17 protein-coding genes (1 of these 17 only partly in view) are annotated in these 13,990 nt (G+C 59.7%); 11 read left to right on the plus strand and 6 right to left on the minus strand.

Annotated elements, in window-relative coordinates; translation table 11 throughout:
- Together rhtA and HU718_RS20955 are read left to right on the plus strand one after the other, a co-directional pair.
- Positions 1-91: the 3' end of a threonine/homoserine exporter RhtA gene (gene rhtA, locus HU718_RS20950; RefSeq protein WP_150706396.1), read on the plus strand. 797 nt of this gene lie to the left of the window's left edge; only the last 91 of its 888 coding nucleotides appear in the window; its start codon lies beyond the left edge, outside the window; it ends in the stop codon at positions 89-91.
- A 168-nt stretch (positions 92-259) separates the two neighbouring features.
- Positions 260-541: a hypothetical protein gene (locus HU718_RS20955; RefSeq protein WP_095120409.1), complete on the plus strand. Its 282-nt coding sequence runs from the start codon at positions 260-262 to the stop codon at positions 539-541.
- Position 542: 1 nt separating this feature from the next.
- Here HU718_RS20955 and HU718_RS20960 read toward each other — a convergent pair whose 3' ends face one another.
- On the minus strand, positions 543-1,106 hold the full coding sequence (locus HU718_RS20960) for a TetR/AcrR family transcriptional regulator (protein ID WP_110720979.1): 564 nt from the start codon (positions 1,104-1,106) through the stop codon (positions 543-545).
- Positions 1,107-1,199: 93 nt separating this feature from the next.
- Here HU718_RS20960 and HU718_RS20965 point away from each other — a divergent pair, with 93 nt between their 5' ends.
- Both HU718_RS20965 and HU718_RS20970 read left to right on the plus strand, forming a co-directional pair.
- The gene (locus HU718_RS20965) at positions 1,200-1,928 is read left to right on the plus strand and encodes an SDR family oxidoreductase (protein ID WP_186613960.1); all 729 of its coding nucleotides are present in this window, start codon (positions 1,200-1,202) and stop codon (positions 1,926-1,928) included.
- Between the two features lie 36 nt (positions 1,929-1,964).
- The gene (locus HU718_RS20970; RefSeq protein WP_186613958.1) at positions 1,965-2,561 is read left to right on the plus strand and encodes a 2-hydroxychromene-2-carboxylate isomerase; all 597 of its coding nucleotides are present in this window, start codon (positions 1,965-1,967) and stop codon (positions 2,559-2,561) included.
- Positions 2,562-2,604: 43 nt separating this feature from the next.
- On the opposite strand, the gene HU718_RS20975 is transcribed toward HU718_RS20970, so the two are convergent.
- The 4 genes from HU718_RS20975 to HU718_RS20990 all read right to left on the minus strand — a co-directional run bounded on the left by HU718_RS20975 (position 2,605) and on the right by HU718_RS20990 (position 6,814).
- Positions 2,605-4,413 (minus strand): aminopeptidase P family protein, encoded by a 1,809-nt coding sequence (locus HU718_RS20975; RefSeq protein ID WP_186613956.1) that lies wholly within the window; start codon positions 4,411-4,413, stop codon positions 2,605-2,607.
- Positions 4,414-4,468: 55 nt separating this feature from the next.
- Positions 4,469-5,635 (minus strand): aminotransferase class V-fold PLP-dependent enzyme, encoded by a 1,167-nt coding sequence (locus HU718_RS20980; RefSeq protein WP_186613954.1) that lies wholly within the window; start codon positions 5,633-5,635, stop codon positions 4,469-4,471.
- A gap of 205 nt (positions 5,636-5,840) precedes the next feature.
- Positions 5,841-6,455 carry a LysE family translocator gene (locus tag HU718_RS20985; RefSeq protein WP_110720984.1) on the minus strand — a complete coding sequence of 205 codons (615 nt, stop codon included), beginning with the start codon at positions 6,453-6,455 and terminating at the stop codon, positions 5,841-5,843.
- Between the two features lie 101 nt (positions 6,456-6,556).
- Complete coding sequence (locus HU718_RS20990) at positions 6,557-6,814, minus strand: hypothetical protein (protein WP_186613952.1); 258 nt, start codon at positions 6,812-6,814, stop codon at positions 6,557-6,559.
- A gap of 389 nt (positions 6,815-7,203) precedes the next feature.
- Between HU718_RS20990 and msuE the strand changes: the two genes are divergently transcribed.
- From msuE to HU718_RS21010, 4 genes are all read left to right on the plus strand, one after another.
- Positions 7,204-7,767 carry an FMN reductase gene (msuE, locus tag HU718_RS20995; protein ID WP_016985421.1) on the plus strand — a complete coding sequence of 188 codons (564 nt, stop codon included), beginning with the start codon at positions 7,204-7,206 and terminating at the stop codon, positions 7,765-7,767.
- A gap of 10 nt (positions 7,768-7,777) precedes the next feature.
- Positions 7,778-8,923 (plus strand): FMNH2-dependent alkanesulfonate monooxygenase, encoded by a 1,146-nt coding sequence (ssuD, locus tag HU718_RS21000; RefSeq protein ID WP_186613950.1) that lies wholly within the window; start codon positions 7,778-7,780, stop codon positions 8,921-8,923.
- 133 nt (positions 8,924-9,056) lie between these two features.
- Positions 9,057-10,244: an acyl-CoA dehydrogenase family protein gene (locus HU718_RS21005; protein ID WP_186613948.1), complete on the plus strand. Its 1,188-nt coding sequence runs from the start codon at positions 9,057-9,059 to the stop codon at positions 10,242-10,244.
- Between the two features lie 36 nt (positions 10,245-10,280).
- Entirely contained in the window at positions 10,281-11,384 is a 1,104-nt protein-coding gene (locus tag HU718_RS21010) for a sigma-54 interaction domain-containing protein (RefSeq protein ID WP_186613946.1), read from the plus strand.
- Here the strand turns inward: HU718_RS21010 and HU718_RS21015 are convergent.
- Positions 11,381-11,734, minus strand: coding sequence for an antibiotic biosynthesis monooxygenase (locus tag HU718_RS21015; RefSeq protein WP_137217724.1), 354 nt, complete (start codon positions 11,732-11,734; stop codon positions 11,381-11,383). The genes HU718_RS21010 and HU718_RS21015 overlap by 4 nt on opposite strands.
- 93 nt (positions 11,735-11,827) lie before the next feature.
- Here HU718_RS21015 and soxR point away from each other — a divergent pair, with 93 nt between their 5' ends.
- From soxR to HU718_RS21030, 3 genes are all read left to right on the plus strand, one after another.
- A complete protein-coding gene (soxR, locus tag HU718_RS21020; RefSeq protein WP_186613944.1) occupies positions 11,828-12,280 on the plus strand; it encodes a redox-sensitive transcriptional activator SoxR in 453 nt (150 codons plus the stop codon).
- 103 nt (positions 12,281-12,383) lie between these two features.
- Entirely contained in the window at positions 12,384-12,842 is a 459-nt protein-coding gene (locus tag HU718_RS21025; RefSeq protein ID WP_077573872.1) for a VOC family protein, read from the plus strand.
- A 249-nt stretch (positions 12,843-13,091) separates the two neighbouring features.
- Entirely contained in the window at positions 13,092-13,967 is an 876-nt protein-coding gene (locus HU718_RS21030; protein ID WP_186613942.1) for an alpha/beta fold hydrolase, read from the plus strand.
- Positions 13,968-13,990: the final 23 nt, after the last annotated feature.

Here is a 13,990-nt window from a genome sequence, read left to right on the forward strand (position 1 = left end):
ATGGATGGCGATCTTCTGCATTATTCTGGCATCCGTCGGCGCCACCATGACCATGGGTAGTGCTGCGAAACCCGCCATTGCGGCTGATTGAAAGAGGTTTTTACGAAGGTCTGGCAATTGGCGCGCATTTAGGCCATGTTTAGACCCGTAACCCAATGCCAGACATGGATTTTTTCGGACAGGGATTTCAAAACGCTTAAAGCGCAAGCGAACACAGGCAAACCCGAGCGTCAGACTCGTGGCCGCTATAAGGACGGTAATGAAACGAATTTTGATACTGATCGCCATACTGGCTGTTGCGGGTTGTGCGGCGACTTCGGAAACTCAGGTAAAACGCGGGAAAAAAGGGCTGCACATCAACTGCTCCGGGCTATCGTCCTCCTGGGACAAGTGCTACGCCAGTGCCGCCAGTGCCTGCTTGCCGAAAGGCTACAAGGTCATCGCCAAATCCGGTGACGCCGTGGAAGAACCCGGCGACTACCCGTTCGGTCTCAATCCTGCGGGCTACACCAGTCGCAGCATGATCGTTATCTGCAAATAGATCAGCGCTGCCCGGCAATCTGCCGGCCGATCTCTTCATGGCTGGACTTCAGCACAGCTTGCTGAACGTCCGGCGTAGCCAACATGCGCGCTACCACCAATGCCCCGACGCATTGCGACAATACCGACCACGCCAGGGTCTCGCTTTCCAGTATCTGCGCCCAACGCGCCTGAAGCCGACAAATCCACAGCTCGGCCTGTTCGCGCACCTGCACATCCGATCGGGCAATTTCTGCCCCCAGCGCCGGCAACGCGCAACCGGCCTCAGGCTGTTCTACGTGGGCCATGCTCAGATAGTGTTTGAGACAGCGCGCCAGTCGCTCACGATCCTGCGTGCCCTCGCCTCCCAGTCGCTCAAGGCTTTGACCCAACTCGCGCTCGACGATGGCGGTGAACAACGCATCCTTTGACGAAAAGTGACTGTAGAACGCCGCACCACTCAATCCGATAGCCTTCATCAAACCATCGACGCCCACCGTGGAAAACCCCGAGCGCTTTGCTGACAGCGCGCTGCTCTGCAAGAGTTTTTCCCGGGTTTCCAGTTTGTGACTGGCGGAGTAACGCATGTGTTTTTGCCCTCGAATCGACTGCCTTGACGTTGCCTGGATCCTAGCATAACGTTCGTTCACTTAACGATCGTTTAATAAAGGGATTCACCCATGAACAACAAGAAGGTCGTATTGGTTGTCGGCGCTGGCGACGCCACGGGCGGAGCGATTGCCAAACGTTTTGCCAGTGAGGGATTCGTCGCCTGCGTTACCCGGCGCAGCGCCGACAAATTGCAACCGCTGGTGGACGCAATCAAGGCTGAAGGCGGCGAAGCCCATGGTTTTGCCTGCGATGCGCGCAAGGAAGAAGACGTCATCGCCCTGATCGAAGACATCGAAACCCGTCTCGGGCCGATCGAAGCCTTTGTCTTCAATATCGGCGCCAACGTGCCATGCAGCATTCTTGAAGAAACCGCGCGCAAGTATTTCAAGATCTGGGAGATGGCCTGCTTCTCAGGCTTCCTCAATGCTCGTGAAGTAGCCAAACGCATGGTCTCTCGCCAGCGCGGCACGATTCTCTTCACCGGAGCCACCGCCGGACTGCGCGGCGCTTCCGGATTCGCCGCATTCGCCGGCGCCAAGCACGGCATCCGCGCACTGGCGCAAAGCATGGCGCGGGAACTGGGGCCAATGAACATCCACGTCGCCCATGTGGTGGTCGATGGTGCGATCGACACCGATTTCATTCGCAACAGTTTCCCCGAGAAGTACGCCACCAAAGATCAGGATGGCATCCTCAACCCCGAGCACATCGCCGAGAACTACTGGTATCTGCACAGTCAGCCACGGGATGCCTGGACGTTCGAGCTGGATCTGCGCCCCTGGAACGAACGCTGGTAAGACCCCCGCCATAACAATAACGACAGAGACGCGAAAATGACTAAAACCGTGGAGTTCTATTTCGACCTCGGCAGCCCTGCCACCTATCTGGCCTACACCCAGTTACCGAAGATTTGCGCCGAAACCAACAGTGAGCTGATCTACATCCCGATGCTGCTCGGTGGCGTGTTCAAGGCAACCGGCAACGCATCGCCGGCGATGATTCCGGCGAAGGGTCGGTACATGTTTGAGGATCTGGACCGCTACGCGAAACGCTACGGGGTGCCGCTGACATTCAATCCGCATTTCCCGATCAACACACTGATGTTGATGCGTGCGGTCACTGGCATCCAGTTGCGTCAGCCAGAACGCTTTCAGGCGTTTATCGATTGTCTGTTCACGGCGCTATGGGTTGAAGGACGCAGCCTCGACGAGCCAGCGACTGTCGCCGCTGTACTGAGCGAACACGGTTTCGATCCGCTTGAAGTGCTGGCACTGACTAACGACGAGTCCGTCAAAGCCATACTCAAGGACAACACCGAGACCGCGGTTAAACGCGGCGTGTTCGGCGCGCCGAGCATGTTCATCGGCAATCAACTGTTCTTCGGCCAGGATCGGCTCGATTTCGTTGAAGAAGCCTTGCGCCAAGGCTAGGCGATCATTCAGGCGCTGGTAACAGCGCCTGAATTCCACCTGATCAGATGGCGGCAGTGCGGCTGTTCAGCCATTCCAGCGCGGCACCATCAAGTAACGGGCTCAGGCGCTCACGCACTTGCGCGTGATAGTCGTTGAACCACTGCTTCTCTTCCTCAGTCAGCAGCGCCGGCAGCAGGCAACGCGTGTCGATCGGGCACAGCGTCAAGGTTTCGAACTTGAGGAACTCACCGAATTCGCTGCTACCCGCCTCGCGATTCATCGCCAAGTTCTCGATACGTACGCCCCAACGGCCCGGACGATAGGTGCCCGGCTCGATGGAAGTAATCATCCCCGGCTGCATGGCCGTCTGCGGTGCAGGCGCGGCCTGATAGGCGATCACCTGCGGACCTTCATGGACGTTGAGGAAATAGCCAACGCCGTGACCGGTACCGTGACCGTAATCGACGCTTTCGGCCCAGATCGGCGCACGGGCAATGGCATCGAGCAGCGGCGAGAGAATGCCTTTCGGGAACTGTGCTCGCGACAGGGCAATCACGCCCTTCAACACGCGCGTGCAATCGCGCTTCTGCTCTTCGCTCGGCGTACCGACCGGCACCATCCGCGTGATATCCGTGGTGCCGCCCAGGTATTGACCGCCCGAGTCGATCAGCAGCAAGCCATCACCCTCAATTACCGCGTGCTCTTCTTCAGTGGCGTGGTAATGCGGCATGGCGCCGTTGGCGTTGAACGCGGCGATGGTGTTGAAACTCAGCGATACATAATCCGGACGACGTTCGCGGGCAGCGGTGAGCTTTTCGTCGATGGTCAGTTCGGTAATGCGTTCGCGGCCCCAGGCCGATTCCAGCCAGGCGAAGAATTCGCACAGCGCCGCACCGTCCTGCTCCATCGCTTGGCGGATGTGCTGAGCATCGGCTTCACTTTTCTGCGACTTGGCCAACGTGGTCGGGTTCAAGCCTTCGACCAGCTTCACGCCGCTGTCGAGGTTATCCAGCAAACCACTGGTCACTCGCGCCGGATCAACCAACAGGCTCGCGCCACTCGGCACGTCACGCAGGGCATCAGCGACTTCTGTGTAATCACGCAGCGTTACACCATCCGTCTCCAGCACCGCGCGCAAATCTGCGTCGACCTTGCTCAGCGCTACGAACAACGTGGCCTGCTGCTGACCAATCAACGCAAACGAAACAAACACCGGGTTGAACGACACATCGCCGCCGCGCAGATTGAACAGCCAGGCAATGTCGTCAAGGGTAGCGATAAAGTGCCAGTCAGCGCCGCGCGCCTGCAAGGTTTCGCGCAGTTTTGCGAGTTTCTCGCCACGGCTGACGGTCGCTTGCGGTGGCAGATGCTGATAGATCGGTGCATTCGGCAGGCTCGGGCGATCGCTCCAGACTTCCTGCAGCAGATCGATGTCGGTACGCAGACGCGCACCGCGTGCTTCCAGCTTGCTGCTCAGGGTACGCGCCGACGCCACCGCCATCACCGCACCGTCAACCGCGACCACGCCACCTTCCGGTGTCTGCTCGGCGAGCCAGTCCAGCGGGCTCGGTTGACCCGGTTGCAACTTGACCAGCTCGATGCCGCTGCCCTTGAGCTCCTTGGTCGCCTGTTCCCAGTAACGACTGTCGGCCCAGACGCCGGCGAAATCAGCGGTGACAATCAACGTCCCGACCGAACCATGGAAGCCCGACAACCACTGCCGGCCCTGCCAGTAACCCGGCAGGTATTCCGACAAATGCGGGTCGGCGGATGGCACCAACAACGCATGAATGCCTTCGCGGCGCATTAGTTCACGGGTCTGCGCCAGGCGCTGGGGCACCGATCCTTCGGTCGAGGTCTGGGTACTCATCATGTCTCCTGCTAATCACTTCATCGTTATTGTTCGTAGCCGTGAGTCGGCTGGTTTAAAGCCCTGTCGCCCAGAATGCCGGAGCACTGGCGCAGGCGGTCTTGATCAGTTGCACAGCCTTCTCGATATCCTCGGCGGTGGTGAAGCGGCCGAGGCTCAAGCGAATGGTGCGACCGGCCAGATGCGCATCATGCCCCAGCGCCAACAGCACGTGGGATGGCGCGTTACTCGCCGAATTGCAGGCCGAAGTCGCAGAAAATGCGATCGAATGGCTCAACGCTGCGCTGTTGAATTCGCCTTCGCTGAAGGTCAGGCTCAAGGTGTGCGGAATACGTTGAGTGGCGCAGCCGTTCAAGCGTACGCCCGGCAAACTCAGCAGTTGTTCGAGCAAGCGTTCGCGCAGTGCGACGATGGTTTTTTTCTCGGCATCGAACGCCTCGGCGGCCAAGGCAAATGCTGCGCCCATCCCGGCAATCTGGTGCGTCGCCAAGGTTCCGGAGCGCAAACCACCTTCGTGACCGCCGCCGTGAATCTGCGCCTGCAACCGTTGCTGCGCCCGCGGGCCGACATACAGCGCGCCGATGCCTTTGGGGCCGTAAAGTTTGTGCGCGGAAAACGACATCAGATCCACCGGCCATTGCGCCAGATCGATGGCCACCTTGCCGGCGCCTTGCGCCGCATCGACGTGAAACAACGCCTCACGGCTACGCACGACTGCGCCGATCGCTTGAACATCGTTGACCGTGCCCAACTCGTTGTTGACCAGCATCAGCGACACCAGAAAGGTGTCCTCACGCATGGCTTCACTGACCGCTTGCGGCGTGATCAGGCCATCGGCGTCCGGCACCAGATAAGTCACGGCGATGCCGGCGTCCTGCAATTGGCGGGCGGTATCGAGGATGGCTTTGTGTTCGATCTGACTGGTAATGATGTGGCCGCCGGACACCCCGCGCGCCTGCGCCACGCCTTTGAGGGCGAGGTTGTTGGACTCGGTGGCACCGGAGGTCCAGACGATCTGTTCGGCATTGGCGCCGACCAGTTCGGCGACTTGCCGGCGGGCCTGCTCGACCGTCTGCCGGGCCTGTTGGCCGAACGCGTGGGAGCTGGAAGCCGGGTTACCAAAGTTACCGTGAAACCCCAGACACTCGATCATCACCTGGATGACCCGCTCGTCAACCGGGGTGGTGGCGGCGTAATCGAAATACAACGGACGTGTGTTCATAAAAGACTCGCAGAGCGTGTTCCGGGATCAGGAGGCTCGTGTCTGCAAACGGTACGGCGCAGCCTTGTGAGCTGCGCGTCGGTTCGAGAGCGTCATCAATACCTGATCGGATGCCGTTAAAGAAGAACAACTTCATTTAAAAGTGCGTAGGAACGCTCCTGAAGTCGAGCTTAACAGGCATCCGGCCTGCGGTTGAAGCGATGCGTCAGCTAAAGCTTTCGAGAAGTAACGGGTACAGCGAAATCACCAACAGCGCCGCCATGCCCCAGTTGAACACGCGCAACCAGCGCGGATCCTTCAGCACATTGCGCAACAACGTACCGCAGGCCGCCCAGACGCCGACGCTCGGCAGGTTGATGATGGCGAACACCGCAGCAATCACCACGACATTAGTGAAATAACCCTGCATCGGCGTGTAGGTGCTGATGGCCCCGATGGCCATGATCCACGCCTTGGGATTGACCCACTGAAACGCGGCGGCGCCAAGGTAGCTGATCGGCTTTGCCTCGCCTGCAGCGCTGTCACCGACAGGTCCCGAGTGAGCGATTTTCCACGCCAGATACAACAGATATGCCGCGCCGACATAGCGCAGAACCGTATAGAGAATCGGATAGTTCTGGAACACCGCGCCGAGGCCGAAGCCCACCGCGACAACAAGAACGAAGAAGCCACAGGTAATCCCGAGCATATGCGGGATGGTGCGGTTGAAGCCGAAATTCACCCCCGATGCCAGCAACATGGTGTTGTTCGGCCCCGGCGTAATCGAGGTGACAAGGGCAAACAGGGCAAAGCCCAACAGCAGGTCAAGCGAGAGGGTCATGGCAGGCAATCCATCAGGGTCATTCAGGTGTTGACCCTATCCCACACCGCCCGGCAAGCCCACGGACAGTTGGGGAAAACTTCTACCAGTACAGTTTGCTTTCAGCTAGGACGACCGTGCAGCTGTACGGCACGCTCGGCACTCATTTCAGCTTTTTTGTCGAACTGGGTCTGACCGAGCAATTGCGCTTTTTTCGCGTTGTATTCGTCGAAGGACAGGCCGCTGCGATTGAGCGCTTCCATCGCCAATTCGCGGGATTCTTCATCGGTGTAAGGGCGCAGCTCCGGCGAAACATGTCCGGCACAACCGGCGAGTACGGAGACAGCGAGCAACAGGGAAACAGTCAGTAAACGATTCATGGGAGTGTCCTGGCGAGCAATGAGGAGTCGATGGACAAAGGCTACGCCCCGGCACGCCCGCGCAGAAATCAACGCTCTCAATAGTGGCTATCAGAAAATCGACACGCGTCTGCGCATATCTCCTAACGATCTATAAATATCGATTAACGTTCTTTTACGGAATAACAAACAGCCTTTATAACTTCTTCCATGCGCTGACCACTGTTGCTCCAGCAACTGTTGCTCAGCCAACACCGATTCAACAAAGCGCCCCGCTACTCACAGGGGCGACCGCCACGCTAACGCTCAACGCCTTGTAAACCGGGGCTTCCAGGAATTGGTACAGCGCTTGCTCAGATCCGGTGACTCATTCACTGCTCGCTGAGCAACTGTTGAAAAAGGAACTGATCATGTCGCGTCCCCTGAAAGTCGTCGCCCTCTCCGGCGGCACCTGGCGTCCGTCCCGTACTTTGGTGCTGACCCAAGCCTTGCTCGCCGAACTGGCCGGGCACCTGACCATCGAAAGCCATTTGATCGAACTCGGTGATATCGCCCGCCCGCTCGGCGGCGCTCTGTCGCGCCAGGAACTCAGTGCCGAGGTTGAAGCCGAGTTGCAGGCCATTGAACAGGCCGATCTGTTGATCGTTGCCGCGCCGGTTTATCGCGGTTCCTACCCGGGTCTGCTCAAGCATCTGTTCGACCTGATCGACCTCAATGCACTGATCGACACGCCGGTGCTGCTCGCCGCAACCGGCGGTAGCGAACGTCATGCGCTGGTGCTCGATCACCAGTTGCGCCCGCTGTTCAGCTTCTTCCAGGCCATGACCTTGCCAATCGGCGTGTACGCCACCGAAGCCGATTTCGCCGATTACCAGATCACCAGCGAACTGTTGAAGGCGCGCATCCGCCTCGCGGCCGAACGCGCAGCGCCGCTGTTCGCCACCCAAATCAAACCTTTGCTGAAAATCGCCTGAGGAGCCGTTCATGGATGTTTTCTGGTTCCTGCCGACCCACGGTGATGGCCACTATCTGGGCACCACCCAAGGCGCGCGCCCGGTCACGCTCAACTATTTGAAACAAGTGGCGCAGGCCGCCGACAGCCTTGGTTACCACGGCGTGCTGATTCCCACCGGGCGTTCCTGCGAAGACTCGTGGGTGATCGCTTCGGCGCTGGTGCCGCTGACCGAACGCCTGCGGTATCTGGTGGCGATTCGTCCGGGGATTATTTCGCCAACAGTTTCGGCGCGGATGGCGGCGACCCTCGATCGACTGTCCAACGGGCGTTTGCTGATCAACGTGGTGACCGGCGGCGATCCGGACGAGAACCGTGGCGACGGCAGCTTCCTCAGTCACGCCGAGCGCTATGAAGTCACTGATGAATTCCTGAAAATCTGGCGCCGCGTGTTACAGGGCGAGGCCGTGGATTTCGACGGCAAGCATTTGAAGGTGCAGAACGCCAAAGCGCTGTATCCGCCTGTGCAAAAACCCTATCCGCCGCTGTACTTCGGCGGCTCTTCCGATGCCGCGCATGATCTGGCCGCCGAGCAAGTCGATGTCTATCTGACCTGGGGCGAACCACCGGCCGGTGTCGCGGAAAAACTCGCCGATGTGCGCGAACGCGCGGCGCGGCATGGGCGCAAGGTGAAATTCGGCATCCGCCTGCATGTGATCGTGCGCGAGACCGCCGAGGAGGCCTGGAAAGCCGCCGACAAACTGATCGAACACATCAGCGACGAGACCATTGAGGCGGCGCAGAAATCCTTCTCGCGCTTCGACTCCGAAGGTCAACGGCGTATGGCGGCGTTGCACGATGGCCGTCGCGATAACCTCGAAATTGCCCCGAATCTATGGGCCGGCGTCGGTCTGGTGCGCGGCGGCGCCGGGACGGCGCTGGTCGGCGACCCGCAGCAAGTCGCGGCGCGGATCAAGGAATACGCGGATCTGGGCATTGAGAGTTTCATCTTCTCCGGTTACCCGCATCTGGAAGAGGCTTACCGCTTTGCCGAGTTGGTGTTCCCGCTGCTTCCCGAGCCCTACGCGAGTCTGGCCGGGCGTGGCGTGACCAATCTGACCGGGCCATTTGGCGAAATGATTGCCAATGATGTGTTGCCGACAAAAGCCTCGGCATAAACCGGATCTCTTGTGTAGGAGCTGCCGCAGGCTCGGGCCGCGATCGGACGATCTTTTGATCTTAAAAACAACATCAAAAGATCGCAGCCTGCGGCAGCTCCTACATGGGCAGTTTGAATTCAGGAGTGTTGGTGTGACCGCCAAACCGCAAAGTACCTTGTTATCCCCATTGCAAACCGCCCGCCAACTGGCCGCCGAATTTGCCCTGACCGCCGTCGAGCGTGATGAACGTGGCGGCACACCGAAAGTCGAGCGCGATGCCCTGCGCGACAGCGGCCTGCTGGCCTTGAGTATTCCGACCCGCTACGGCGGCCTCGGCGCCAGCTGGAGTGAAACCCTGCAAGTGGTCCGCGAGTTCGCCAAGGTCGACAGTTCGATCGCCCACGTTTTCGGTTTTCATCATCTGATGCTCGCCACCGTGCGCCTGTTCTCGCGGCCGGAACAATGGCAGCCGTGGTTCGAACAGACCGCGCGGCAGAACTGGTTCTGGGGCAACGCACTCAACCCGCTCGACACCCGCACCGTGGTCAAGGATCTCGGTGGCTGGCGCGAATTTTCCGGGAAGAAAAGTTTCTGCTCCGGCGCCAGCGACTCACAGATGCTGATCGCTTCGGCCGTCGATGAAAGCGCCGGCGGCAAGTTGCTGATCGCGGCGATTCCCAGCGGACGCAGTGGCATCACCCTGCACAACGACTGGAACAACATCGGCCAGCGTCAGACCGACAGCGGCAGCGCCACGTTTGAACGGGTGCGGGTCGAAGAGTCGGAACTGCTGCTCGATCCCGGCCCGCTGAGCACGCCGTTCGCCTGCCTGCGGCCATTGATTGCGCAACTGACTTTCACGCATATGTTTCTCGGGATTGCCGAAGGCGCTTTCGAAGAGGCGCGGCAATACACCCTCAGTGAAACTCGGCTCTGGCACAAATCCGCGGCGCGCGATGTGCGTGAAGATCCCTACGTGCTCGCGCATTACGGCGAGTTCTGGGTGGCGCTGGAAGGCATTCGCCTGTTGGTCGAACGCGCGGCGACGTTGCTCGATGAAGCCTGGGCCAAAGGCGCGAACCTCAGCGCCGAAGAGCGCGGTCGTGTCGCCACCGCGATTGCCACCGCGAAAGTCGCCGCCAGCCGCCAGGGTCTGGAGATTTGCAGCCGTTTGTTCGAAGTGACCGGCGCGCGTTCGACCCACGCCTCCCTGCGCCTCGACCGCCACTGGCGCAACCTGCGCACACAAACCCTGCACGACCCGCTGGACTACAAACTCCATGAGTTGGGCGACTGGGCGCTGAATCAGTCGCTGCCGGTGCCGACCTTCTATTCCTGACCTGCCTGCATTTGAACTAAAAAGAAGGACGAGCCCATGCAACTGCTGACCCTACCGCCCTCTCCCGCGCTCGCCACGTCGATCCGCGCCACTGCGCAGGTCTTCGAGGATCCTAAATCCCAGGCCCTGCTCGCGCATTTGCAACAGGTCGCGCCGAGTGAAGCCAGTGTGCTGATCATCGGCGAGACCGGCACCGGCAAAGAATTGGTGGCGCGGCATATTCATAACCTCAGCAATCGCCGTCATCGGCCGTTTATCGCGGTCAATTGCGGGGCGTTTTCCGAATCGCTGGTAGAGGCGGAATTGTTCGGTCATGAAAAAGGCGCGTTCACCGGCGCGCTGAGCGCCAAGGCCGGGTGGTTCGAGGAAGCGGACGGCGGCACGTTGTTTCTCGATGAGATCGGCGATCTGCCGATGGCGATTCAGGTCAAGTTGCTGCGGGTGTTGCAGGAACGCGAAGTGGTGCGGCTTGGCTCGCGCAAAAGCATTCCTATCGATGTGCGGGTGCTGGCGGCGACCAATGTGCAACTGGAGAAAGCCATCAATGCCGGCCATTTCCGCGAGGATCTGTATTACCGCCTCAATGTGGTCAACCTGGAATTGAGTCCGTTGCGTGAGCGTCCCGGCGATATCCTCCCGCTCACGCGCCATTTCATCGAAGCCTACAGCCAACGCCTCGGTTATGGCCGGGTCAGCATCAGCCCCGGTGCCGAGCACAAACTGCGTGCCTACAGTTGGCCGGGCAACATTCGTGAACTGGAAAACGTTATCCACCACACCCTGCTGATCTGCCGCAACGGTGTGATCGAGCGCGATGATTTACGCCTGTCGAACCTGCGTATCGATCGCCCGGACGATCATCACAGCAGTGCCGATGATTCACCGGAGGCGTTGCTGGAACAGGCCTTTCAAAAACTCTTCGCGCAGCAGGCCGGCGCTTTGCACGAAAAAGTCGAAGACGCCTTGCTGCGCGCTGCGTATCGCTTTTGCCATTACAACCAGGTGCACACCGCCGCGCTGCTCGGTCTGAGCCGCAACGTCACCCGCACGCGGCTGATCAAGATCGGCGAACTGGCGGTGAACAAGCGGCGACTCTCGGAAAACCTGCAGGGCGAGCGCTTGATCCAGTTGTCGATCTAGCCAACCAGGTGGCAGTGCAGCGCATCGTCGTGACTGCGGGCGATGCTGCTCAGCACCTGAAATGAATTGAAGGTGACGGTTTTCGCCTGATGGGTGTGAATCAGTTGCCAGAAATCCTGCTCGCCGCTCTCGAAGCTGCGAAATGCCGCCTCCCCCGCCTCGCGGGACTGCCATTGCAGAAAACTCAGCACCCGGCGGCCGTCATCGCTGGCCTGCACACTGGCGCTGACAAAACCGTCGTAGCGCTGAGCCAGACGCTCGGTTTGCCTCGACAGTGCGGTGACCAGCGCAGGTTGTTGGCGTGGTTCGATTTCAAACTCGATCAATTGGGTAAAACTGCGGTTGTTCATGGAATGCCCCCACTCAGCGTAAGACGAGCCTTGCGACTCGAAGACCTGCAGGGTAAAACCTCCAGTTAAGTCAAGGTCAAGAGCTGTCTTCAAATGATCAGCAGAGAAAATGTGCACAAACAGTTAACGGTTGGCGAAGTCGCGGCGCGCAGTGGCGTGGCGGTCACCGCCCTGCACTTTTATGAATCCAAAGGTTTGATCAAGAGCCAGCGCAATGCCGGCAACCAGCGACGCTATCCCCGTGAAGTGCTGCGCCGGGTGGCGTTGATTAAAGTCGCGCAGCGGCTGGGGATTCCATTGGCGGAGATTGGCGAAGCACTGAAAATTCTCCCGGATGATCGTGCGCCCAGCGCGGCGGACTGGAAAATCCTTTCGCAGCAATGGCGCCGGGAACTGGATGAGCGAATCGAGCAACTGACGCTACTGCGCGATCGGCTCAATGGCTGCATCGGTTGCGGGTGTTTGTCGATGGAGGCCTGCCCGCTGCGCAATCAGGGTGATGTGCTGGGTGAACAGGGACCGGGGCCGCACTTTCCCGAAGACTGACGCTCGTCGGGCAAAAATCTGCATGGCGAAGACGGTTCTATAGTGAATCTTCCACAAATCCGGTGGAGCCACATCCCATAGAACAACAATCAGGGAGAACGTCATGAGCGTCAAACCCATTCCCGAGGGGTATCACAGCATTACCCCGTATCTCGGCATCCACAAAGCCGCCGAGGCCATCGATTTCTATAAAAAAGCCTTCGGCGCCACCGAAGTCATGCGCCTGGCCATGCCCGACGGCGGCATCGGCCACGCCGAACTGCGCATTGGCGACAGCGCGATCATGCTCGGTTCGCCGTGCGATCAGGGGCCATTGAGCAATCCGGATCAAGCAGTGTCGGTTGGTTTGCATCTGTATGTGACTGATGTCGACAAATCGTTTCAACGGGCGCTGGATGCCGGCGCGACGACGGTGTCCGAGGTCAAGGATCAGTTTTACGGTGATCGCAGCGGGACGTTGAAGGATCCGTATGGGCATCTGTGGTTTCTGGCCTCGCGCAAGGAGGATCTGACTGAAGAGCAGATCAAGCAGCGGGCGATGGAGATGTTTCAGCAGGGTTGAGCATTGCAGTGTCTGGACTGGCCTCTTCGCGAGCAGGCTCGCTCCCACAGGGTTTCGTTGGGTGGCATCGATTGTGGTCACACCGAAAATTCCTGTGGGAGCGAGCCTGCTCGCGAAGGGGCCGCTACAGACAACGCAGAACCTCATCAACACACTTCATGAACCTGCCCACCACGCTTTGCCCCTTGCCGCGAACGCCGGACAATTTCAGGATGCAGCCAACCAGAACCCTGAAAAAGGATCAGCCCGATGTTTGCCGGATTCCGCAAAGACCAGCGCCACGTCAACGGCGTCGACATCGCCTACCGCCTCGGCGGCAGTGGCCCCGGCCTGTTGCTGTTGCACGGCCACCCGCAGACCCATGTGATCTGGCACAAGATTGCCGAACAACTCGCCGAACACTTCACCGTGGTCGCCGCTGACCTGCGCGGTTACGGTGACAGCAGTCGCCCGGCGGCCGATGAGTTGCACATTAATTACTCGAAACGCGAAATGGCTCGCGACAATGTCGAGTTGATGCAGTCGCTGGGCTTCGAAGAATTTTCGATCCTTGCCCACGACCGCGGCGCACGGGTCGCCCATCGTCTGGCCCTCGACCACCGCGCCGCTGTGCAACGGATGATGCTGCTCGACATCGCGCCGACCCTGTCGATGTATGCGCAAACCAACGAAGCCTTCGCCCGCGCCTACTGGCACTGGTTCTTTCTGATCCGCCCGGCGCCGCTGCCGGAAACCTTGCTCGAAGCCGATCCCGAGAGTTATCTGCGCAGCGTGATGGGCAGCCGCAGCGCCGGGCTCAAGCCGTTTACCGATGCAGCCTTCAGCGAATACCTGCGCTGCCTGCAACAACCGGGCAGCGCGCGCGGCATCTGCGAAGACTATCGCGCCAGCGCCAGAATCGATCTGGAGCACGACCGCGCCGACATCGCTGCCGGTAATTATCTGAATCTGCCACTGCGCGTGTTGTGGGGCGCCGAAGGCACCGTCGGAAGCTGCTTCGAGCCGCTCAAGGAATGGCAGCAAGTGGCGACCAACGTCAGCGGCCAGGCCTTGCCCGCCGGCCATTACATTGCCGAAGAAATCCCCGAACCGTTGCTCGCCGAAGCACTGGCCTTTTTGCGCTGAGCCGAGCCGCTGGATCTCGGTGC

The organism is Pseudomonas tensinigenes (genome assembly GCF_014268445.2).
GTDB lineage: Bacteria > Pseudomonadota > Gammaproteobacteria > Pseudomonadales > Pseudomonadaceae > Aquipseudomonas > Aquipseudomonas tensinigenes.